Raw genomic sequence first — 22161 nt, 5'->3', positions numbered from 1 at the left:
CGGATTTCACCGATGCAATTCTCTGACAACCCGATTCAGGGCGTCGTAAAGTGATAACAACGCCATTCACGGGAGTCAATTTGTTTACACATCGGCAACGAGAGAATTACCGGGAAGATGTTCCGTGTTTACGATCGGCTGCGGCTCAGAAAGCGAAGAGAACGCCTCCGGTGGCACGAACCGCCGTGCACCGGTTCGGATATGTCCGCTCGTATCGGATTTTCCGGCCGTTCCAGGTTCCAGTGGCGGAGAGACGGACCGGGGCATATTCCCGGGTGCACATGCCGGGATCCTCGGGAATTCTCCCGATCCTGCCGCCGGCGCGACGGAGCTGGTCACAGGCCGTCGTCGAGTTGACGTGCGTGCCGCCGTCCGGGTCGCACGCCAGAGTCGCCGTCCCGAGCGGTTGCGTACTTCCCTCGGGAGTCACCGTGAGGACATACGAGCCGACGGGGTGGGACGACGCGGAGGGGGCGGCCATGGCCGGTGCGGCACCGAGCAGCGACACCAGACTCGCCGCGGCGACCACGGAAAGTCGCCCGATACGACCGTTAATGGGTCGTGGAATTTGCATGAATGCCTCCAATGAATGCTTACCGCGGTCGCGGTATTCGGCGCGACGAGGCGACAGGTCTGTGGTTGACGCCTCATCCGCGGAGGAAAGGTTCGAGGATCCGCCGGCCGGTAGGCCATAGATCCTTTCGCCTTTGCGATGCTAGAACGAGAATATTCATCAAGCAACTCGACAACTGTCCTCAATCGGCCAACTCGTTGATGATTCAATGGAAACAAAGTTTCTTTACAAGCATGCCATGTGACCGTAAAGACGTGTCACGCTCCCGAATAAAGTTCGATTTCACCACGGCGGCCCAGGTCATACCTCCGCCGGAAACCGGCAGGGGCATACGCAAGGATTTTGATCGGTCAGCCATCCTCACTGACCCTTTCTCGTTATGGTGAGATAGGTCACAACTTGGCCGCCGCCGCGCCGCGCCCCCGGGACTTGACCGCCGTCACATCCCTGGATACAAGGGCCTCGACAACCCGATCCGCGGAGACCTGCCGCCATTGAGCACCCCACCGGGCCGGGTGGCGTGCCGTTCCCTATGCCAGTCCAGGCCAGGCCGTGCCTGGCCCGCCTCGCGCGGCCGCGCGTACCGCCCGATCTACGCCGCCCCTTGCTGGAAAATCAGCCAGTGGCCGGTCTCAGCGGCTCGCCGTACTGAGCCAGGCGCCGATGGCGGTGAACACGCCGGCAAGGGCAGACACGGTGACGAACGCGGTCGCCGCGAGGGTGAGAGCGGCCTTCACCGCCGCCTACGGCCACCGCTCCGCACGACAGGCGGCATGGGCCGACTCGTCAGTAGTTCCCTTCGGCGACCTGAACCACGGTGAGCCCGAGGGCTCGCCACATCGCCACGACCCTTGCCCAATCCTCGATGACCGCGGCGACCTCCCGGTGGGCGAAATGCTCCCGGTAGACCTCGGCTTTCCAGACGGTGTCGGGGCGCCGGTCGCCGTTCTGCCTCAGCCACAGTCCTTCGGCGGCGTCGAAGTGCCCGACGTGGGCCCGCAGCCAGCGTTCCGTGACCCGGCGAGTCCTCTCGATCCGGCCTGACACGTAGGCGATCGGGTGACCGGCCAGGATGAGTGCCCGGACGATCGCGACGACGGGAGGGTTCGGAAGATCCTCCCCTACGCGGTCCCACTCGTAAGGGCCCCGGTCGCCCCGCAGGGCGAGGGTGCCCTCGATGTCCACGATCCACACGGCGTCGCCTCCGGCGCTCACCGCGCCCATCCTTCCTGCCAGCCCGGACGGTGGCGGTAGCCGTACGCCTTGATGCCGATCATCCGGTTCACGAAGGCGTCCCGGCCGCACGTACAGACCGGGTCTGCCCAGACATCGGGTCTGACCATGGGGCACCCGTACGGAGGCCGGTTGTCCCACCCGTGGTGCGGCATAGCCTTGAGCTCGTTCAGCTCGGCGAGCTCGGCCATGCAGCGGGCGACGGTGTCCTGGGGATCGTGGATGGCGATGTGCGCCAGCGTCGCTGGATCGTCCGAGGCGGCGGCCTCTCGACGTCGAGCCGATCGGGAGGCCACCACGACCTTTCCGCCCGCCGGCGAGTCTGGTTCGGCGGCCCAGCGCTCGGCCTGCGTCGGCCAGACGGTGACCTCTTCGGGCTTGGCACCATCATGCTCGATGCCCAGCGCCGCGCCGCGCCGTTCGGAGTGGCCGGGCAGCCGGTTGGACGCTCGGAGCGCTGCGGCGAGATCGCCTTCGATGGTGGCGCGCAGCCAGGTCAGCATTTCGTTCATGAGGTGACCTGTCCCGCCGGGACGGGATAACAGAAGGTCCGAAGCCGACAGCCGGGGTGGGTGTGACGCAGAGCGAAACGCACCGGCTTCCCTTCATCGTTGTCCCGCCACCACTCTAAAGCGCTCCAGTACGGCAAGGGCGTCCAAGCGTCGGCGCACACCTTTGTGCGCGGAGGTGGGTACAGGTGAACATGCACATTCTGCAGTATCAAATCGAACGGCTGCTCGATGCGCATCCAGCCCAGCTGGACGCCCAGATCCAGCGCGAGCGTGCCGCCGGGCCCCGGCACCGGTACGGCGAACTGTGACGCACTCTCAACCACCGCCCACGAGCAACCACCCGCCGTACACGACCAGCCAGGCGTCCCGCCGTACACAACCAGGCATTACGGCAGGGCACGAAGAACTCCGAGCGGTGAAGATCCGGCACCTCCATCACACCGGGGTCTTCGCCGTCGACCAAGCGCAACTGTCGGCAACGCTCATGGTCAACACACCTAGCGGCCTCGGGGGATGACGGCCAGGCCTCCTTCACGGGCTACCACGGCGAGATCTCCCGACAGGTCGGTCCGATAGGTCCGCGCACCAAGCCGGTTCAACCGGGCCAGGGTCGATGGGGCCGGATGGCCGTAGTCGTTGTCCGCTCCGACGCTGATCAGCGCCGCGCGGGCACCGGTGGCCGCGAGGAAACCGAGGTCGTGTCTGGCCGAGCCGTGATGGGGGACCTTCAGGATGTCGGCCGGAGGGAAGCCCCGCCGGAGCAGCTCCGCCTGGGCCTCGGTCTCGATGTCTCCGCTGAGCAGCGCCGTCCCGGCGGCCCAGCGGACGTGCACCACGACGCTGGCGTTGTTGACGGCTGCCCCTTCCCGGCTCCCGGTAAAAGATGCCTCGGCCGGCGGACCGATGATCGTGAGCTCGGAGGGGCCGAACCGCCAGCTCGCGCCTGGCCGCGCCACCCACTCGACCACACGGCGGCGGGCGAGATCTCCGCTCAGCCGGGTGTTCTCGCGTTCTGTGGATCCGAGCGGGGTGACCACCACGGCTCCCACGGCACGCCCGCGAAAAACCCCGTCCAGGCCACCGACATGGTCGAAGTGAGGGTGAGTGAGAATGATCAGTGGCACCTCCTTGACTCCCATCGACCGCAGGCACCGGTCGATCAGCACCGGGTTGGGCCCCGCGTCCACCACCACGGCTCGGCCGGGCCCCGCGGCGACCAGCAACGCGTCTCCCTGACCGACATCGCACGCGACCAGCAACCAGCCTTCAGGCGGCCAGCGGACCACGATCGGCCCGGTCACGGTGACGGCGGCGATCGCTCCGGCCGCCACGATCAGAATGATCCGGCGTGACCACCGATGTCGTAGCGCCAGGATGACGACCGGAGCCGCGACGGCCAGCGCGAGCAGCCCGGTGATGCCGCCCGGCCACGGGATCACCGCCATGGGGAGCCCTGCCGCGCGTTCGGCCACCTCGATGATCCATCCGGTGGCCAGACCCGCCGGACGGACCAGCAGCTGAGCGACTCCCATCTGCAGGGGCGCGATCAGCGCCGCGGCGAACCCGAGCAGGGTGGCGGGCGCGACGGCGGGGCCCGCGAGGAGGTTGGCGGGAATCGCCGCCGGTGCCAGCTGCCCGGACATCAGCACCAGCACAGGGGTGACGGCAGCCTGGGCCGCCGCGGGCACCGCGACCGCCTCGGCTGCCCAGCGGGGCATGCGCGTGGCGAGCCGATCCCGCCAGCGGGGAGCGAGGGTCAGGATGCCTCCGGTGGCGCAGACCGACAGGGCGAATCCGTAGGACCGGGCGAGAACGGGATCGAAGAGGATCAGCCCCAGGACGGTCACCGACAGAGCCGCGACACCGTCACGCGAACGGCCCGTGCCGAGTGCCACGGCGGCGACGATGCCCATGAGAAGAGCACGAAGCACACTGGGCGACGGGCGGGCGACGACGGCGAAGGCGAGCATGGCGAACGCCGCCAGCACCGCCCGGGCCGCCAGGGGAAGCCCTCCGATCCGGGCCAGGGCGATCGCCGCCCCGGCCACAATGGCCAGGTTTGCTCCGGAGACGGCGGTGAGATGGCTGAGCCCGGCTTCCTTGAAATCGGCTCTGACCTGATCGTCCATCCGGGAGACGTCGCCGACCACCAGACCTGGCAACAGGCCACGCTCGGGCGCCGGCAGCACATCGGCCGCTTCCCTCAGCCCCGATCGGAGTGCCCCCGCGATGCGCTGATCCCATGAGGGCCCGCTCAGGACCCTGGGCGGCCCCCGCACCAGGACCACCGCCGCGAGCAGCTCCCCGGGGTCAGCCGGGCCGAAGCGCCCCTGGACGGTGATCCGCTGACTGGGCAGCAAGGACCGCCACTCCCCTCCTGAGCCGAGCAACATCACAGGAGCTCGCAACGCCACCCTGCCCGTCTCCGTCTCGACCGACTCGACTCGTGCGGGCACCACGAAACTCTCCTTCCGGAACGTTCCCCCGCGTTGCGCCAAGCGCCGGGGGTCGTCCGTCAGGACCGCCTCCACCACTGCGGAGGCTTGTCTCTCCACCAACTCGGCCACCGGTCCCGTGCTGACCGCGTGCACCCGGAAAGCCACCGCCCCAGCGACGGCCGCCGCACACCCCAGCACCGCGATCGTCGCGTTCCGCCAGCCGGCCATCCCTTCGGGAGGAACCATCATGACCATGAAGAAGCCGCCTGCGGCCGTGACCGCAGCCGCTGAGGCACAGACCAGGGCCGGACAGCCCAGAAGGACGAGGGCGGTCATCCATGAGACGAGGGCCGCCGGAACCAGGTGCGTGGCGTGCGCGCGCAGGCCCTTTTCGGCTTCGCCGTCATCACGGACGGCGGTGGATCGGAAGTGGCGGGTCACACGCGAACCTTGTCTTTCATCTCGGCGTACTTCCGATCTCCGATGCCGCTGACCTCGCGAAGCTGCTCGACGTTACGGAAGCCTCCGTGGCTGTCGCGGTATTCGACGATGCGCTGGGCGAGCACCTGGCCGACTCCCGGCAGTTGTTCGAGTTGTTCGGCGGTGGCGGTGTTCAGATCGAGAACGACCGTGGCCGGATCGGCCGGGGCGGGCACCGTGACGGTGGGGGTGAGAGCGCCGACAACGATCTGCTCGCCGTCGACGAGCTTGCGGGCGAGGTTGAGGGGACCGGTTACGGCTCCCTTTCGGACACCACCGGCAGCCTCGACCGCGTCGGTGACCCGGGAACCGCCAGGCAGGGTGATGACGCCAGGGCGGCGGACCTTGCCAGTGATATGGACGGTGACTTCGATGGCGGCGGGCTCCGATCGCGAGGCGGAGGACCTCGGCAGAAGAGGGGAGCCGGAGACGGGGGCGGGCGGGGCGAGAAGCTCGGGCTCCGGCTGGGACCGCCAGGCGTAGACGCCACCGGCGACCAGCGCGGCCAGCGCGATGAGGAGAAGCAGCCGCAATCCGGGCCGGCTCGGGGCGAGCAGGGGTGCCTGGGCGGTGACGACCCTGCGGAGGGCTTCAAAGGAGGGTGGAGCCGGCGCGGAGCGCATCTGGGCGGCGGGTCCGTCAGGCCGGACCGAGTTGCCCAGCCTCGCACCCCCACCGAGCGCATCAACGCCACCCAGCCGAACGCCACCGTCCAGACTCATGGAACCATCCGGCTCAGCCGCGCCACCCAGCCGAACGACACCACCCAGACCCGCAGAACCGCCTGGCTCAGCGCCACCCGGGCCTGCGGAACCACCCGGCTCCGCCCCTCCACCCGGCTCCGCCAAGCCGCTCAGGCCGACGGTGCCGCTGGATCGGACCGGATCGCTCATGCCTGCGACGCCATCGGATCGGGCGAGAGCCTCTACACGGGACAGGTGGGGTGGGCGAGGCAGGAAGGGCGTGCGCTCAGGGGCGTCGAGTGCCGTCAGCACTCGCAGCCGTGACTCGGCTCTGAACCGCTCGATGGTCCGGTCTGTGGTCCGCACGTCCGGGACACTATGGCGGTGTCACCAGGCGCACCTCGGCCGAATCCGGCTCTGGGGACAAGCTGCCCGGCCAACGGCAGAGCTGTGGACAGAGCCGATCAGGAAGCAGAGCTGTGGACAGATGCGATCAGGAAGCAGAGCTGTGGACAGATGCGATTCAGGAAATGGGCAGACCTCACCACAGATCTCGTCACAGACCTCACCACAGATCTCGTCAGGGAATCGGGAAGGCCTGCCAGAAGATCGGACCAGAAGGTCAGAGCTGAGGAGAGACGGTCAGTCCGAGCATGCCGGGACCGGCGTGGGCGCCGATGACCGCGCCGACCTCGACCACGCTGGTTTTGACGAGTTCGGGGATGCGCTGGGACAGGTGTACGGCGAGGGCCTCAGCGCGGGACTGGGCGTCGATGTGCTGGACGGCGACGTTCACCGGCCCGGTCCCGGCGGCCTGGACGGCCAGGTCTTCGAGGCGGGCGATGGCACGGGCGGCGGTGCGGACCTTCTCCAGCGGCACGATCGCGCCATCGGCGATGTGCAGCAGCGGCTTGATCATCAAAGCGGATCCGAGCAGGGTCGCCGCCGCGCCGATCCGGCCGCCCCGGCGCAGGTATTCCAAGGTGTCCACATAGAAGAAACTGCGGGTGGAATCCATGCACCGGCGAGCGGCGTCGGCGACCTCGGCCCGGGTCGCGCCCCGTGCGGCCGCTTCGGCCGCGGCGAGGACGGGAAACCCGAGACCCATGGCGATCGATCTGCTGTCGATCACGTCGACCGGGATCGGCGAATCCTCGGCCCCGGCACGGGCCGCTTCGACCGTGCCCGACATCTTCCCCGACAGATGGATGGAGACGACACCGGCCGCACCCCGCGCCGCCGCCTCACCGTAGGCGTCGGCGAAGCGCTGAGGGGTGGGCCGGGAGGTCGTCACCGGGACCCATTTCCTGAGTGCGTCGCTCATTCTGGCGCCATCGATCTGCGCCACGTCGTCGAGTGCCCGGCCGCCCACCACCACCTGGAGCGGCACCGTGATGATCCCCAGGTGGGAGATCTCCTGCCTGGGGAGGTAGGCGGTGGAGTCCGTGACGACGGCGACCGTTGGCGACATAGGCAGAGGCTAACCAGAGGGGATCGGTCAACCGAGACCGGAGCCGCCGCGAGACGGCTCTCCGTGTCTCGGTGTTACTGGACGGGGGTGCCGCCGCGCCAGACCCGGCGGGGCTTGAGGCCGAAGGACCAGGCGAAGGCTCCTTCGTGGTCGGCGTCCCACTGGACGATGTCGGCCAGGCGGCCGGGAGCGAGGACGCCTCGGTCGGGGGCGCCGAGGACGGTGGCTCCGCCGAGAGTGGCGGCTCGGAGCGCGTCGCCGACGCTCATACCGAAGGCCGCCACGGCGAGGCTGATGACCAGGGACATCGAGGTGATCCCGCAGTGACCTGGGTTGTGGTCGCTGCCGAGGGCCACGGTGACGCCCTGGGCGAGCATGCGGCGGACCGGTGGCAGGCTGCCGCGCTGAAGCGCGGTTCCCGGGCACACCACGGCGGGGACGCCGTAGCGGGCCAGGATCGCGATGTCCTCGTCGGAGGTGTGGTGGAGCAGGTCGGCGGAGGCGCAGCCGAGTTCGGCGGCGAGCTGGACGGCGCCGCGGCGGCTGTAGGCTCCGGCGTGCACGCGGGGCAGCAGGCCGACGTTGCGGCCGGAGGCGAGGACCCAGCGGGCCTCGTCGGTGGTGAAGTGGCCCTCGTCACAGTAGACATCGACGCTGTCGGCACCGGCCGCGGCGGCGTCGGCGCACCAGGCGCCCACGGCTTCGACGTAGTCGCGCTGACGGCCGAAGTATTCCGGCGGAACGACGTGCGCGGCGAGGAACGTGACGTGCACACGCGGCATCATCGGCTCTTTTTCGAGCTCGCGCAGAAGCCGCACGTCGGCCAGTTCGCCATCGCGGGTGAGGTGGTAGCCGGTCTTGGCCTCAACGGTGGTGGTGCCGCTGAGCAGCCAGGCGCGCAGGCGCTCGCGGACACCGTTGCACAGGGTCCACGGGTCGGTGCCCCGGGTCACCGTGACGGTGGAACCGACGCCACCACCCGCCGCGGTGATCGCGGAGGGCGTGGATCCGCCGGAGCGCATCGCCATCTCCGCATAGCGGTTACCCGCGTAGACGGGATGGGTGTGGGCGTCGATCAGGCCGGGTGTCACCAGCGCGCCGCCCAGGTTCTCGACGTGGTCGACATCAACGATGTCGTCCACCACGCCGGGCACGCTCTGTGGCAGATCGGCGGCCCGGCCGACCCAGGCGATCCGGTCGTTGTGAACCAGGATCGCGGCATTGCTGCACACGTCGTTGCCGGTCCAGAGCCGGCCGATGTTGGTCAGAAGGCGGACCGTCATCGCATCACCGCCTTGGGCGCAGGGGAAGACGTCGGGAGGGAGACCTTTTTCTTGCAGGATGCGCGAACCCAGCAAGCGTCAGCCGCCATGCTCACCGGGGCCGCTGTGAGTCCGGACGACATTTGGGGGTCTCCTGCTCTCATCCGCATATTCATTGTGCGGCGACGGTATCGCCGGGATCATGATCAGGCGATTTCAGTTCAGTTACGTTATTTCACAAGTGAGCTCGCTGTACAGGCTAATTGGGAAGAACGCCGCTTCACCGCGACCACACCCGGCGCATCGACTCTGTGGCCACACTTGGCCCTGAGCATGTTTCCACAGCTCAGGGTGCTTCTTTCTCACCTGCAACAGCAGTCGCCAGGGTAACTTGCACCCCAACATCTCACTAGATTTGCCTTATGGTAGCAATCCAAACCCGAGCCGACCACTGTCGTTTTTGTCGCTTTTGTACGGTTTTCGAGGGCCATTAGTTCAACCCAAGAAGCCCTTCCACCGCAAGCCCCGCCGTTGAAATGTCACGCGTAATCCATCTAGCCTGAAAATAGAGGGTCAAGCCGCGATCTTGGTCATTCCGCATCGCCGATCGGTCATGACGGTCACCGACACCGACGACGGCATAGGCCGGCGCCATACATCACCATGGTCCGATCGTCGGCCCCTCCACTTTGGGGGCGGAGCTCACAGCCCCTTCCGCATGACGGTGCAGGGCCGCCCGAGCTCCAGGTCCTTACGGTGGTCGAGCACCTCATACCCGAGGGCGGTCCAGAAGGCGAGACCCTTCGGATTGTCGTCGAGCACGGCAAGGCGGACCGCCGTCCTGCCCGCCGCCCGGAACCGCTCTTCGACAGTCCTCGCCAGCTCCCGTCCATACCCGGAGCGGTGCACTCGCGCGTCGATCAGCAACAGCCCAATCCACGGGTCCGGGTCGGCCGGACTGGGATGACGCGCCAGCGTGATCGTGATGCCCACAAGCCGCCCGTTCGCCTCCGACCGGCCGAGCAGCACCTCGGTGTCCGGATTCGCCATCTCCTCGACGAGCGGGGCCGCGACCTGCTCCGGCCGGATGTCATCGGGGTCGGGGAAGTCCCCGCTGAGCGCGAAGAACTCCCGGTTGGCGACGTAGAGCGCAGTGAGCTCGGCGAGCAGCGACTCCGGCAGCACACCGTCGGCGGGCGCGGCCAGCGATTCAATGATCATGCGGGGCAGTTTCCTGAGTGTTCATCCGGAGAGTCGCGATGACCGGCTGATCACACAGTTCGGCGCCCGAAGGGCCGCGCGACATTCGTGGCATACCGATGCAAGGTCATCGATTGAAGCCCACCGGATCGCCACCGCATCACGCCGGGCCGTACCGCTCCCATGCAGGAGCCGGTACGGTCCGGCGTGATGCGACGGCCGAGGTCAGACGGTCTCGACCGGCTTGGCGGTCTTCTCCAGCTCGGCGAAGAGGCCGGGGAGGACCCTGGCATGCAGGATCGTGCCCTCCTCGGTGTGCTCCAGGCCGAGAACCTCGCCCTCCTTGTGGGCCCGGGAGATCAGGTCACCGCGTTCGTACGGCACGAGCAGCCTGACTTCCCGGTCGAAGCGGGGCAGCTCCCGCTCGATGAGAGCCCTCAGCTCGCCGATCCCGGCACCGGTGCGGGCCGAGACCACGACGGTGTGCTTCTCCCGCGCGGTCAGCTGGGCCAGCACCACCGGGTCGGTGACGTCGGCCTTGTTGATGACCACGATCTCCGGGATGTCCCGGGCGCCCTCGATGTCACCGATCACCTCTCGCACGGCGGCGAGCTGCGACTCCGGGTCGGGGTGAGAGCCGTCGACCACGTGCAGGATCAGGTCGGCGTCGCCGACCTCCTCCAGCGTGGAACGGAAGGCCTCGACGAGCTGGTGCGGCAGGTGCCGGACGAATCCGACGGTGTCGGCCAGCGTGAAGAGGCGGCCCTCGGGCGTGTGCGCCCTGCGGACGGTCGGGTCCAGCGTGGCGAACAGGGCGTTTTCGACCAGCACGCCGGCACCGGTCAGCCGGTTCAGCAGCGAGGACTTGCCCGCGTTGGTGTAACCGGCGATGGCCACGGCCGGAACCTCGCGCTCCAGCCGCCGCGCCCGCTTGGTCTCACGCGCGACGGTCATCTCCGCGATCTGACGGCGCAGCTTGGCCATCCGCTCGCGGATCCGGCGACGATCAAGCTCGATCTTGGTCTCACCGGGACCACGGCCGCCTATGCCGACGCCGCCCGCGGCGCGTCCGCCGACCTGGCGAGACAGGTTGCCACCCCAGCCACGCAGTCGCGGCAGCAGGTAGTTGAGCTGTGCGAGCTCCACCTGCGCCTTGCCCTCGCGGCTCTTGGCATGCTGGGCGAAGATGTCGAGGATCAGCATGGTCCGGTCGATGACCTTGACCTTGACGACCTCTTCGAGCTGGCGGAGCTGGCCGGGGCTCAGCTCACCGTCACACACGACGGTGTCGGCGCCGGTGGCGGAGACGATGTCCGCGAGTTCCTGCGCCTTGCCGGAACCGATGTAGGTCGCCGTGTCAGGCTTCTGACGGCGCTGGATCACGCCCTCCAGCACCTCCGAGCCCGCGGTCTCGGCGAGGAGCTTCAGCTCGAGCAGTGAGTTCTCGGCGTCGATCGCCGTACCCGAGGTCCAGACACCGACCAGGACGACCCGCTCGAGTCGCAGCCGGCGGTATTCGACCTCGGTGACGTCCTCAAGCTCCGTGGAGAGCCCCGCGACCCGGCGTAGTGCCTGGCGTTCGGCCAGGTCCATCTCGCCGATCTCGGGAAGGTCGTCGAACTGGTCAATGTCCAGCGGCTCACGAGTGTCTATGTCGTTGCTCCATTCAGATGCGTGGTTCATGTGCGTCTTCATCTATAGAGTTGAACGCCTGAACCCCTTGGGTCTCTTCCCTGATGGTGCCACGCGAACGCCCTGTTCTCACCCGGTTATTACGTCCGTGTCCTTACCCGGTTGCCGATGGCTCCGTGTCTGCGGGTTCCTCCGGAGAGTGTTCCCTCTGTCCCTTTGCGGACCTTGCGGGCCGAAGGGGTTTCAGGAGGCGAGGACGTTGGCCTGCCCGGAGCCGGTCCGCACCGAAATCTTCTTGGGTGAGGACGGGTCGTTGGTGACCTTGACGGTCTTGCCGCCGGTGCCACTGTCGGCGGTCACGTCGTAGGGGCCCTGGGGCAGCCGTACCGTGGCGTCGCCCGAGCCGGTCTGGATTTCAACCTGGTCCGGCGCGACGGCGAACTTCGCCTCGATGTCGCCGGATCCCGTCTCGGCGACGAGTTGCCTGCCGCCCAGGGCATCGGCCTCGACGTCACCGGAGCCGGTGTTGGCGTTCACCTCTCCGGTGAGCGCGCGCAGTGTGATGGTGCCCGAGCCGGTGTCCACCTTGGCCGTGAGGCCTTTCGGGATCTCGACCTTGTAGTCGACCGAGCAGTTCCCGGTGGGGCACTCCTGACGCAGCGTGAGCGTGCCGCCGTCCACCTTGTGCTCGGTCTTGGGTTTGTTCTTCTTGTCGCCGTTCCAGTGGAGCGTCTCGGTCACCCGGGTGTCGGATCGGTCCGATCCGGTGACCACGATGCTCCCGGAGCCTGTGTGGACGTCCAGGGCGGTCAGTTTGTCGGAGACGCCGTAGGAGACGACATCCTGCTCCCGCTCACCGAAGGCGACGTCCATCTGGCAACCGGACAGCAGGAGCACCGAGCCCACGAGCGCCCCCGCGACAAGCATGTTCTTCTTCATGAGCCCAAGTCCTCGACTTCCGGGAGGCCCCCGGCCTCCCTTTCCGACTGTTCCCCGTTCCCCCTTCCGGATCTCCGGAGGAGTCAAGTCCAACTGTGACCGATCAGGGTTTCCGAAACATCAGGGACCCCCCCGACTCTCCCCTGAGGGCCCCCGCCTTTTGACCCCGAAGTGACCATCCAGTAGCGTCGATTCCACAATTCAGAAGAGTTTTTCCATGATGTGGAAAGGAAGCTCATGGACGGCGTTGAGATCACCGGCCCCGCCGGAGACCGGTTCGACGAGATCCTCACGCCGGAGGCGCTGACCTTCGTGGCCGCTCTCCAGCGCGAGTTCGGCGCCCGGCGCCTTGAGCTGCTGGAGGCCCGCCAGGCACGGCAGGCGGAGCTGTCGGCCGGCGGCACCCTCGACTTCCTGCCCGAGACCAGGCACGTGCGCGAGTCCGAGTGGCGGGTCGCCCCGCCCGCGCCCGGCCTGGTGGACCGCCGCGTGGAGATCACCGGCCCGGTCGACCGGAAGATGACGATCAACGCGCTGAACTCCGGGGCGAAGGTCTGGCTGGCCGACTTCGAGGACGCCAACGCCCCCACCTGGGAAAACACCATCAACGGCCAGCTCAACCTGCGCGACGCGCTGGATCGGACCATCGACTTCTCGGCCGGGGAGAAGACCTACGCGCTCAGGCCCGACGAAGAGCTCGCCACCGTCGTGGTCCGCCCGCGCGGCTGGCACCTGGAGGAGAAGCACATCGTCGTCGACGGCGCCCCGGCCTCCGCCTCCATCGTCGACTTCGCCCTCTATTTCTTCCACTGCGCGCGCAGGCAGATCGCCAAGGGCAAGGGCCCCTACTTCTACCTGCCGAAGATGGAGTCGCACCTGGAGGCCCGCCTCTGGAACCACATCTTCGTCAAGGCCCAGGACCTGCTCGGCATCCCGCAGGGCACGATCCGCGCGACCGTCCTGATCGAGACCTACCCGGCCGCGTTCGAGATGGAGGAGATCCTCTACGAGCTCCGCGACCACTCCGCGGGTCTCAACGCGGGCCGCTGGGACTACCTGTTCAGCGTGATCAAGAAATTCCGCACCCGGGGCCGGGAGTTCCTGCTGCCCGAGCGCAACGCGGTCACCATGACCGCCCCGTTCATGCGCGCCTACACCGAGCTTCTGGTCCGCACCTGCCACAAGCGCGGCGCCCACGCCATCGGCGGCATGGCCGCGTTCATCCCCTCCCGCCGCGACCCCGAGGTCAACAAGGTGGCCCTGGAGAAGGTCACCGCCGACAAGACCCGCGAGTCCGGCGACGGCTTCGACGGCTCGTGGGTGGCCCACCCCGACCTGGTCCCGATCTGCCGCGACGTCTTCGACGGCGTTCTGGGCGACAGGCCGAACCAGCTCGACCGCCTGCGCGAGGACGTCTCCGTCTCCGCCGCCGACCTGCTGTCGGTGTCCAAGACCCCGGGCGACATCACTGAGGCGGGCCTGCGCAACAACGTGGACGTGGCGCTGCGTTACCTGGCCGCCTGGATGGGCGGGCTGGGCGCGGTGGCGATCCACAACCTGATGGAGGACGCCGCCACCGCCGAGATCTCCCGCTCCCAGGTCTGGCAGTGGATCCACAACGGCATCGAGCTCGCCGACACCGGCACCGTGGTCACGAAGGAGCTCGTCGAGCGGATCATCGACGAGGAGTTCGCCAAGATCAAGGCCGAGCCCGGCTACGACGAGTCCCTCTACGCCCAGGCCACCGCCTTGTTCAAGGAGGTCGCCCTCGACGACGACTTCGCGGAGTTCCTCACCCTTCCCGCCTACGCGCGGATGCCGTGACATGACGGGTTCCGAGGTCAGGCGTCCTCTTCCAGCGGGAGAGACGCCTGGCCTCGCGTTCCGCCGCCTCCCGGAGCCCACACCGCCGCCAGGCGCGGAGGAACCGGAGAGCGCCACACCCCCGGCGCTGCGCGAGAATGCGACATAAGAGAACAATCATTCTCGGTCAGCCGATCCGCCACGAGAGCGAGAGCGCTGCCGAGCTCCCGTGTACGCGGGAGGAGGAACCATGGTGATGAAGACACTCGACGAGCTGTCCCGGCGGTTCGAGGAGTTCCTCGATCACAAGTCGGTGATCACCGATCCGGTCCGGCTGCGCACCTACGAGTGCGACGGGCTGACCCATCACCGGGCCACTCCCGGCGTCGTCGTGCTGCCGGAGACCGCCGAGCAGGTCGCGGCCGTGGTGAGGATCTGCAACGAGTACGGCGTGCCGTTCGTGGCCCGGGGCTCCGGGACGGGGCTGTCGGGCGGAGCGCTGCCGCGAACCGACGGGGTGCTGATCGTCACCTCGAAGATGCGGCGGATCCTGGAGATCGACGTGGCCGACAGGCGGGCCGTGGTGGAGCCGGGAGTCACCAACCTGGCGATCACCGAAGCGGTGCGCGACCAGGGTTACTACTACGCGCCCGACCCTTCCAGCCAGCAGATCTGCTCGATCGGCGGCAACGTGGCGGAGAACTCCGGAGGCGCGCACTGCCTGAAGTACGGCTTCACCGTCAACCATGTCCTCGCATTGGAGATCGTCACCCCTGACGGCGACATCGTGGAGCTGTCGGACGTCGATCCCGGCTATGACCTGCTGGGCGCGTTCGTCGGGTCGGAGGGCACGCTCGGCATCGCCACCAAGGTCACCGTACGGCTGACGCGGGCGCCCGAGGCCGTGACGACACTGCTCGCGGCGTTCGGCGGCACCGAGCAGGGCGGCCAGGCGGTGTCGGCGATCATCGGCGGCGGCATCGTGCCCGCGGCGATCGAGATGATGGACGCCCTGGCGATCGAGGCGGCCGAGGCCGCCGTGGCCTGCGCCTACCCCGAGGGCGCCGGGGCCGTGCTCATCGTGGAGCTGGACGGCCCCGAGGCAGAGGTGAGGCACCAGTTCGACGAGGTGACGCGGATCTGCCGGGAGAGCGGCGCGTTCGAGCTGCGGACCGCCGCCGATCCGGCGGAGCGTGCCGCGATCTGGAAGGGCCGCAAATCCGCCTTCGCGGCGGTGGGCCGGATCAGCCCCGCCTACATCGTGCAGGACGGGGTCGTCCCCAGGACCGCCCTGCCCGAGGTGCTGGCGAGCATCGACCGGCTGTCGTGGGAGCACGGCATCCGGGTCGCCAACGTCTTCCACGCCGGGGACGGCAACCTGCATCCGCTGGTGCTGTTCGACGACGCCGAGCCCGGCGCGGGCGAACGGGCCGAACTGGTCTCGGGGAAGATCCTCGACCTCTGCATCGAACACGGCGGGTCGATCACCGGGGAACACGGCGTCGGCGTGGACAAGTCGCGATATATGCCGAAGATGTTCTCCGACGACGACCTCGACACCATGCAACTGGTGCGCTGTGCCTTCGACCCCCGGGGCCTGTCGAACCCGGGCAAGGTCTTCCCCACCCCGCGCCTGTGCGGCGAGGTCCCCGGGGTCCGCAAAGGCGTGCACCCGCTGGTCGAGTCAGGACAGGCGGAGCAGTTCTGATGGACACCTCACACGAGATAGGCGAAGCGGTCCCGGGCGACGCGCTGCGCGAGACAGGCGTGACGATCCGGGAAGCCGGACCCGACGACGCCGTGGCCGGGGTCCGGCCCCGCTGGGTGGCGCTACCCGAGACCTCCGGAGAGGTCGCCGCGCTGATGCGTGTCTCGGCCGAGCACGATCTCGCCGTGGTGCCGGTGGGAGACGGCACGAAGCTGGGATGGGCGGGGCCGCCGGAGCGATGCGACCTGCTGGTCGACACCTGCTGCCTGACCCTGGACGGCGGAACCGTCGTCGAGCACTCCTCGGGTGACCTCGTGGCCAAGGTCAGCGCGGGACTTCCCGTCGACGTCCTCAGCTCCACGCTCGCCCGCTCCGAGCAGGAACTGGCCCTGGACAACCCGCTCCCGGCCGGCACCGTCGGCGGCACGCTCGCCACCGCGATCGCCGGCCCCCGCAGGTTCCGGTACGGCACCGCCCGCGACCTGCTGATCGGCATCACCGTCGTGCTGGCGGACGGCACGATCGCCAGATCCGGCGGCAGGGTCGTCAAGAACGTCGCGGGCTACGACCTGGGCAAGCTCTTCTGCGGCTCCTACGGCACGCTGGGCATCATCACCGAGGCCACCTTCCGTCTCCATCCGGTCCCGGCCGACCGCCGCTGGGTCGTCGCCGAGCTTCCCGCGTTCGAGGTCCGGGCCGCCGAGAGCACGAACGGGGCCGGCGCCCCGGCCTTCCCCGGGCGGCCCGGTCCTCCCGGCGGCCTGGACGCGCTCGTCGCCGAGCTCGCGGCGTCCCAGGCCGAACCGAGCGCGATCGAGGCGGACTGGCCGGATGGGCCGGATGCCCTGGGCGGCCCCACCCTGGCCGTCCTGGTCGAAGGCACGGCGGCCGAGGCGCGGGCGCGGGCCGTACAGGCCCTGATCGGCAGGCGCGGAGCCGCGCGGGTCACCGGCGAGCCGCCTGGCTGGTGGGGGACGCTGCCCGGCGAGGACGTGCTGCTGGAGGTGCGGATCCCGCCCGCGCGCCTCGGCGGCGCGCTGCGCGCGATCGCGGCCGGTGAGCTCCCCGTGCGGATGCGCGGGTCGGCGGCGTCGGGGGTCCTGCGGATCGCCCTGGCCCCGGACGTCGGCGAGCGGGCGTTCGCGGGGTTCGTGTCACGCGTGCGTGACCGCCTCGGCCACCTCGGCGGCAGGCTGATCGTCGTCACCGCACCGCGGGAACTCGCGGGCGGGGTCGACCGCTGGGGGCCGGCGGGCGCGCTGCCGCTGATGCGGCGGATCAAGGAGCGGTTCGACCCCGGCCGGAGGATGTCTCCCGGCCGGTTCATAGGAGGGATCTGACATGGATCCGGAGCTGATCAGCGACTGTGTCCACTGTGGATTCTGCCTGCCCACCTGCCCGACGTACGTCCTGTGGGGCGAGGAGATGGACTCCCCTCGCGGCCGGATCCACCTGATGAAACAGCACGTCGAGGGAACGCCGCTGACGCCGGAGATGGTCGGGCACTTCGACGCGTGTCTGGGATGCATGGCGTGTGTGACGGCCTGCCCTTCCGGGGTGAAGTACGACCGGCTGATCGAGCAGACGCGGGCCGAGGTGGAACGGACGCATGTCAGGAAGCCCGACGACCGGGCGTTGCGTGCCCTGATCTTCCAGCTTTTCCCCTATCCCCGGCGCCTGCGGGCGATGCGGCTGCCCCTCCGGCTCAGCGCGGGGCTGCGCCGGAGGCTCGCGCCGAGGCTGGCGCGGATCAACCCCTCTCTGGCCGCGATGGCCGACCTCGCCCCTCAGGTTCCCGCCAGGGTACGGCTGCCGCACAGGGTGGAGGCGAGGGGCGAGCGCAGGGCCACGGTCGGGATGCTCACCGGATGCGTTCAGGGTGAGTTCTTCCCGCAGGTCAACGCGGCCACGGCCCGAGTGCTCGCGATGGAGGGATGTGATGTGGTGATCCCGCCGTCACAGGGCTGCTGCGGGGCGCTGTCGTTGCACTCGGGGCAGGAGGAGCAGGCCGAACGGTTCGCCAGGCGGACGATCGCCACCTTCGAACGGGCGAGCGTGGACACGATCGTGGTCAACGCGGCGGGATGCGGATCGACCATGAAGGACTACGCCGAGATTCTCCACGGCGAATGGGCCGACAGGGCGCGGGCGATCCGCGTCGTGGACCTGGCCGAATATCTCGCCGCGCTGGGCCCGGCGGCCGAGCGGCATCCGCTTCCGCTCACCGTCGCCTACCACGACGCCTGCCACCTGGCTCACGCCCAGGGGATACGATCCCAACCTCGTCAACTGCTCGCCGCCATCCCCGATCTGGAGTTGAGAGAGATCTCCGAGTCAGCCATCTGCTGTGGTTCCGCGGGAACCTACAACCTCCTCCAGCCCGAAGCCGCCCGCGAGCTCGGCGACCGCAAGGCCGAGCGGGTGCTGGCCACCGGCGCCGACCTGCTGGTCTCGGCCAACCCGGGCTGCACCATGCAGATCACCTCCGCCATCCACCGCCGAGGCGCCAAGGCGATGCCCGTCGCGCACATCGCCCAGGTCCTGGACGCCTCCCTGCGCGGCCTGCCGGAAGTGCCGTTCACGGAGGGGATCGCATGAGTGGGGTGCAGTCGGTCGACCGGACGCTGGACGTGCTGGAGGCGCTGGCCGAGCAGGGTGGGGAGGCCGGGCTCTCGGAGATCGCGGTCAGGACGGGCCTGCCGTACGGGACGATCCACCGGTTGCTGCGCACGCTGCTCGCCCGGGGATACGTCCGTCAGGAGTCCGATCGCCGTTACGCGCTGGGCGGTGCTCTCGTACGGCTCGGCGGAGTGGCCGAGCGCATGGTCGGCGCCTGGGCGCAGCCGTACCTGGCGAAGATGGTCGAGCTGTCCGGTGAGACGGCCAACCTGGCGGTGCTGGAGGGTGACTTCGTCGTCTACGTCGCCCAGGTGCCCTCCCCCCGGCGGCTGCGGATGTTCGCCGAAGTCGGCAGGCGGGTGCTGCCGCACAGCACGGCTGTGGGGAAGGTCCTGATGGCCGATCGGGCGGATAGCGAGGTGACCTCGCTGATCGGGCGGACCGGCATGCCCCGGCGGACCTCCAACACGATCACCGATCTGCCCGCCATGCTCGCCGAGCTGGAGCGGGTGCGGGAACGGGGATACGCGATGGATTTGGGCGAGGAGGAACTCGGCGTGCACTGCCTGGCCGTGGGGGTGCACGACGGTGCGCGGACGGTCGCCGCGATGTCGGTGTCCGGTCCGGCCGAGCGGATCGACGCGCTCGACCGGACCGATCTGGCCGAGGCCATGCGGAGGATCGCACGTGACTTCGGCGCCGAGCTGGGGCCCGCTCAGACGGGCGAAGGAGCGTGACGGACGCGGGCGTCCCGCCTGGACGCCCGCGGCGGGGAGAAGCTCAGCGGCTCGGCGGGGTGATGTTGAGGTTGCTGCCCTGGGGAACGGGGACCACCGAGACCTGCCCCTTCTGGATGGCCTGCCAGAGCACGGCTCCCTGCGGGCCGAGAACCTTGACGAGGTCCCTGATGGATTCGAGCTCGGTGCGGACCTTGGCGTTGCGCTGAGCCTGGGCCACGTTCTCGGCCTTGGCGGCCTGCTCGGAGGCGAGGGCGTTCACCAGGGCCTCCGGGGGCTCGGGCTTCTGGATGGTCAGGGAGATGTCCCCGCACTCACCGGTACCGGAGTAGTTCTGGTTGCAGAAGTAGTCGGCCCCGGCCGTCTCCTGGATGAACTGCCGGGCCAGCACACCGACTCGTGCCTCCCAGTCCTGCTTCACCTTCGGGTCGTTGAACAGCCCCCGCCACTCGAACTCCTGTGACGCGGCGTCCAGCGCCCGGTCCAGCGGCACCCGCAGGTAGGTGTTGAGCATTCGCCGCCACCCCTCGGAGCGGCCGTCCTCGTAGAAGGCGCGGTACTTCAGCCCGATCTTCTCGTGGAAGCGCTGCAACGTCTTGCAGTCGGTGTTCAGCGTGAACGTCGCCACCCCGGACACGCTCATCTCGACGTTGTCCTTGGAGACGACGGACAGCGGCTTGGACTCGGCGTCCTCGGAGCCGGAGAAGTCGTAGGTCCGCTGGCCGAACGGGTAGGAGTACCCCGTGTCGCCGGGGCCGAGCAGTGTGGCACCGCTGGAGGGGTTGATGCACTTCTCGAACTTGATGGCCTCGAACATGCCACCCGCGTAGTGCAGCACCACCTCGTCGGGCGGGGTGCTCACCCGGGTGCACCCGCTGAGGAGGAAGCCGAGCACCACCACTCCGGCGACCGCCGCCAGGAACCCTTTCACCAGCAGCCGTCCGCCGGACTTCTGTGCCTTTTGCGCACTCATCGCCATCCCTTTGCGTCTGCTTTGTCGAAAGCGGATCCTAGTACCGTCGCATTCCAGGTCATAGACGTGAACCGGGCCGCCCCCGGGAGTCGGGGCGATCCCGGGAAATCACGGGAACCGGATGGCGCCGAGCGGCGGAGTAGGGGTGAGGGCGCGGACGCGCCCCGGAAGGAACCCCCTGATGACTGGACGAAACGGGTGATGGCACTGGCGCTTCCCCATCGAGCCGGGACGCCCACGCTGCCCACTCCCTCCGATGACGCGAAACTGATCGAGGAGTCGCTGGCGGATCCCGACAGGTTCGCCGCCCTTTTCGACCGGCACGCCGATGAGATCCACCGGTATGCCGCGCGGCGGCTGGACGACGTCACGACGGCCGACGACGTGACGGCCGAGACGTTCCTCGTCGCGTTCCGCAAACGCGCTCGATACGACCTGAGCAAGAGCGACGCCAGGCCGTGGCTGTACGGCATCGCCTCGAACCTGATCGCCGGCCACCGCAGGGCCGAGATCCGCAGGCTCAAGGCCCTCGCCCGGCAGGCCCCGGAACCGGCCGACGGTTTCGAGGAGCGCAGCGCCGAGCGGGTCACCGCGGACCAGCTCAGGCCGGCGCTGGCGGCCGCGCTCGCCAAGCTCGGCTCCGCCGAGCGGAACCTGCTCCTGCTGGTGGCCTGGGCCGAGCTGACCTACGAGGAGGCCGCCCAGGCGCTCGGCATCCCGGTCGGGACCGTGCGGTCCCGGCTCTCACGAACCCGAACCAAGATCCGCCGTTTCCTGGAGTCACACGCATGATCGACGATAAGGATGAGATCGAGATGGTGGCCGGCATCCGCCCGGACGCGCCGCCGTACGACCACGAGGCGAAGGCCACGGCCCGGCGGGGGCTGGCCGCGGCCGCCGCGGGGCGCAGGCCACTGTGGCGCAGGCCGTACACGATGGTGCTGGCCGGGGCGCTCGCGGTGGCGGTCGGCGTGACCGTGACGGTCATGGTGTCGGCGCCGGACCGGAAGGCGGGCGGCACCGAGGTGGTCGTGGCGATGCCCAAGATCGCCCCAATGTCGGCGACCGAGGTGCTCGGCAGGGCCGCGCGGGCCGCCGAGCGCAGTGACCTCGATCCGCGTGACGACCAGTTCGTCAAGGTCGAGTCGCAGACGATGTACGGCTCCTTCTCGTTCGGAGGCACCGGCACCGAGCAGGAGAAGCGCTACCTCTACCGGACCAAGCGGGCGATCTGGTTGTCCGCCAACGGCGAGAAGGAAGGCGCGCTGAGGATCGAATACCTGGAGCCGCACGCCTATCCCGGCTGGCCCATCCCCCAGGAGGCCTACAACGAGCAGGGCACCGAGTGGCTGCGGCTGCCGGTCTGCGGGAAGCCGCCCGCCCATCTGCGCACCGACTACGCGAGCCTGAAGCGGCTGCCCGGCGACGCCGAGGGGATGCGCGCCCACCTCTACGCCGGCAGCGATGACGACAACGGCGACAAGTCCGAGGAAAAGGACAAGGACCGGACCGCATGGACCGCCGCGGGCGACATGCTGCGCGAGACCTACATTCCTCCGGCCCAGCGAGCGGCGCTGTTCAAGGCCGTGGGGGCGATCCCCGGGGTGAGCGTCGTGGAGGACGCCGAAGACGCGGCGGGCCGCAGGGGCATCGGCGTGGGCCGGGTCTCCATGGGCGTGCGGGAAGATCTGATCTTCGATCCGGAGACCTACGAGCTCCTGGGCGAGCGGGGGGTCGTGGTCGACGAGAAGATCGCCAAGTCCCCGGTGGGCAGCCTGGTCGCCTCGACCGCCCAGCTTTCCGTCACCGTGGCCGACTCCCCACCGGACGCGCCCGAGCTGAAAGCCGACAAGGCCTCCGGCTGCGGGTGACGGCTGCGGCCGGTGGAGGGGTGCCG

General features: G+C 68.9%; 19 protein-coding genes. 8 read left to right on the top strand and 11 right to left on the bottom strand.

Translation table 11 applies throughout. The features are described from left to right. Positions 1–145 precede the first annotated feature (145 nt). From ACFY2X_RS38285 to ACFY2X_RS38275, 3 genes are all read right to left on the bottom strand, one after another. A complete protein-coding gene (locus ACFY2X_RS38285; protein ID WP_389948014.1) occupies positions 146–481 on the bottom strand; it encodes an SSI family serine proteinase inhibitor in 336 nt (111 codons plus the stop codon). Between the two features lie 879 nt (positions 482–1360). Beyond that, positions 1361–1789: a hypothetical protein gene (locus ACFY2X_RS38280; protein WP_389947973.1), complete on the bottom strand. Its 429-nt coding sequence runs from the start codon at positions 1787–1789 to the stop codon at positions 1361–1363. Continuing rightward, entirely contained in the window at positions 1786–2319 is a 534-nt protein-coding gene (locus ACFY2X_RS38275) for a DUF6221 family protein (RefSeq protein ID WP_389947972.1), read from the bottom strand. Before ACFY2X_RS38275 ends, ACFY2X_RS38280 begins: the two co-directional genes overlap by 4 nt. A gap of 185 nt (positions 2320–2504) precedes the next feature. Between ACFY2X_RS38275 and ACFY2X_RS38270 the strand changes: the two genes are divergently transcribed. Then, positions 2505–2627 (top strand): hypothetical protein, encoded by a 123-nt coding sequence (locus tag ACFY2X_RS38270; RefSeq protein WP_389947971.1) that lies wholly within the window; start codon positions 2505–2507, stop codon positions 2625–2627. Between the two features lie 189 nt (positions 2628–2816). On the opposite strand, the gene ACFY2X_RS38265 is transcribed toward ACFY2X_RS38270, so the two are convergent. The 7 genes from ACFY2X_RS38265 to ACFY2X_RS38235 all read right to left on the bottom strand — a co-directional run bounded on the left by ACFY2X_RS38265 (position 2817) and on the right by ACFY2X_RS38235 (position 12424). After that, complete coding sequence (locus tag ACFY2X_RS38265; protein ID WP_389947970.1) at positions 2817–5198, bottom strand: ComEC/Rec2 family competence protein; 2382 nt, start codon at positions 5196–5198, stop codon at positions 2817–2819. Beyond that, the gene (locus tag ACFY2X_RS38260) at positions 5195–5959 is read right to left on the bottom strand and encodes a helix-hairpin-helix domain-containing protein (RefSeq protein WP_389947969.1); all 765 of its coding nucleotides are present in this window, start codon (positions 5957–5959) and stop codon (positions 5195–5197) included. The genes ACFY2X_RS38265 and ACFY2X_RS38260 overlap by 4 nt, the downstream gene beginning before the upstream one ends. Before the next feature lie 583 nt (positions 5960–6542). Next, positions 6543–7391, bottom strand: coding sequence for a DegV family protein (locus ACFY2X_RS38255; protein WP_389947968.1), 849 nt, complete (start codon positions 7389–7391; stop codon positions 6543–6545). A 74-nt stretch (positions 7392–7465) separates the two neighbouring features. Then, complete coding sequence (gene hutI, locus ACFY2X_RS38250) at positions 7466–8674, bottom strand: imidazolonepropionase (RefSeq protein WP_389947967.1); 1209 nt, start codon at positions 8672–8674, stop codon at positions 7466–7468. A gap of 681 nt (positions 8675–9355) precedes the next feature. Further along, entirely contained in the window at positions 9356–9874 is a 519-nt protein-coding gene (locus ACFY2X_RS38245) for a GNAT family N-acetyltransferase (protein ID WP_389947966.1), read from the bottom strand. Positions 9875–10078: 204 nt separating this feature from the next. After that, positions 10079–11536 carry a GTPase HflX gene (hflX, locus tag ACFY2X_RS38240; protein WP_389947965.1) on the bottom strand — a complete coding sequence of 486 codons (1458 nt, stop codon included), beginning with the start codon at positions 11534–11536 and terminating at the stop codon, positions 10079–10081. 192 nt (positions 11537–11728) lie between these two features. Continuing rightward, a complete protein-coding gene (locus ACFY2X_RS38235; protein ID WP_389947964.1) occupies positions 11729–12424 on the bottom strand; it encodes a DUF4097 family beta strand repeat-containing protein in 696 nt (231 codons plus the stop codon). A gap of 237 nt (positions 12425–12661) precedes the next feature. On the opposite strand from ACFY2X_RS38235, the gene aceB reads away from it, so the two are divergent. The 5 genes from aceB to ACFY2X_RS38210 all read left to right on the top strand — a co-directional run bounded on the left by aceB (position 12662) and on the right by ACFY2X_RS38210 (position 19291). Then, entirely contained in the window at positions 12662–14248 is a 1587-nt protein-coding gene (aceB, locus tag ACFY2X_RS38230) for a malate synthase A (RefSeq protein WP_389947963.1), read from the top strand. 229 nt (positions 14249–14477) lie between these two features. After that, the gene (locus tag ACFY2X_RS38225) at positions 14478–15935 is read left to right on the top strand and encodes an FAD-linked oxidase C-terminal domain-containing protein (protein WP_389947962.1); all 1458 of its coding nucleotides are present in this window, start codon (positions 14478–14480) and stop codon (positions 15933–15935) included. Next, entirely contained in the window at positions 15935–17275 is a 1341-nt protein-coding gene (locus ACFY2X_RS38220; RefSeq protein ID WP_389947961.1) for an FAD-binding oxidoreductase, read from the top strand. Before ACFY2X_RS38225 ends, ACFY2X_RS38220 begins: the two co-directional genes overlap by 1 nt. A gap of 1 nt (position 17276) precedes the next feature. Further along, a complete protein-coding gene (locus tag ACFY2X_RS38215) occupies positions 17277–18533 on the top strand; it encodes a (Fe-S)-binding protein (protein ID WP_389947960.1) in 1257 nt (418 codons plus the stop codon). Then, on the top strand, positions 18530–19291 hold the full coding sequence (locus ACFY2X_RS38210; protein ID WP_389947959.1) for an IclR family transcriptional regulator: 762 nt from the start codon (positions 18530–18532) through the stop codon (positions 19289–19291). Before ACFY2X_RS38215 ends, ACFY2X_RS38210 begins: the two co-directional genes overlap by 4 nt. 43 nt (positions 19292–19334) lie before the next feature. Here the strand turns inward: ACFY2X_RS38210 and ACFY2X_RS38205 are convergent, their stop codons facing one another. Further along, entirely contained in the window at positions 19335–20264 is a 930-nt protein-coding gene (locus tag ACFY2X_RS38205; protein WP_389947958.1) for an SPFH domain-containing protein, read from the bottom strand. Positions 20265–20465: 201 nt separating this feature from the next. Between ACFY2X_RS38205 and ACFY2X_RS38200 the strand changes: the two genes are divergently transcribed. Further along, entirely contained in the window at positions 20466–21056 is a 591-nt protein-coding gene (locus ACFY2X_RS38200) for an RNA polymerase sigma factor (RefSeq protein WP_389947957.1), read from the top strand. Next, positions 21053–22135 carry a CU044_5270 family protein gene (locus ACFY2X_RS38195; protein ID WP_389947956.1) on the top strand — a complete coding sequence of 361 codons (1083 nt, stop codon included), beginning with the start codon at positions 21053–21055 and terminating at the stop codon, positions 22133–22135. Before ACFY2X_RS38200 ends, ACFY2X_RS38195 begins: the two co-directional genes overlap by 4 nt. The last annotated feature ends 26 nt before the right edge of the window (positions 22136–22161 follow it).

It is taken from the genome of Streptosporangium sp. NPDC000396 (assembly GCF_042898655.1).
Taxonomy (GTDB): domain Bacteria; phylum Actinomycetota; class Actinomycetes; order Streptosporangiales; family Streptosporangiaceae; genus Streptosporangium.
This window is presented reverse-complemented; position numbering and strand designations above follow the sequence as displayed.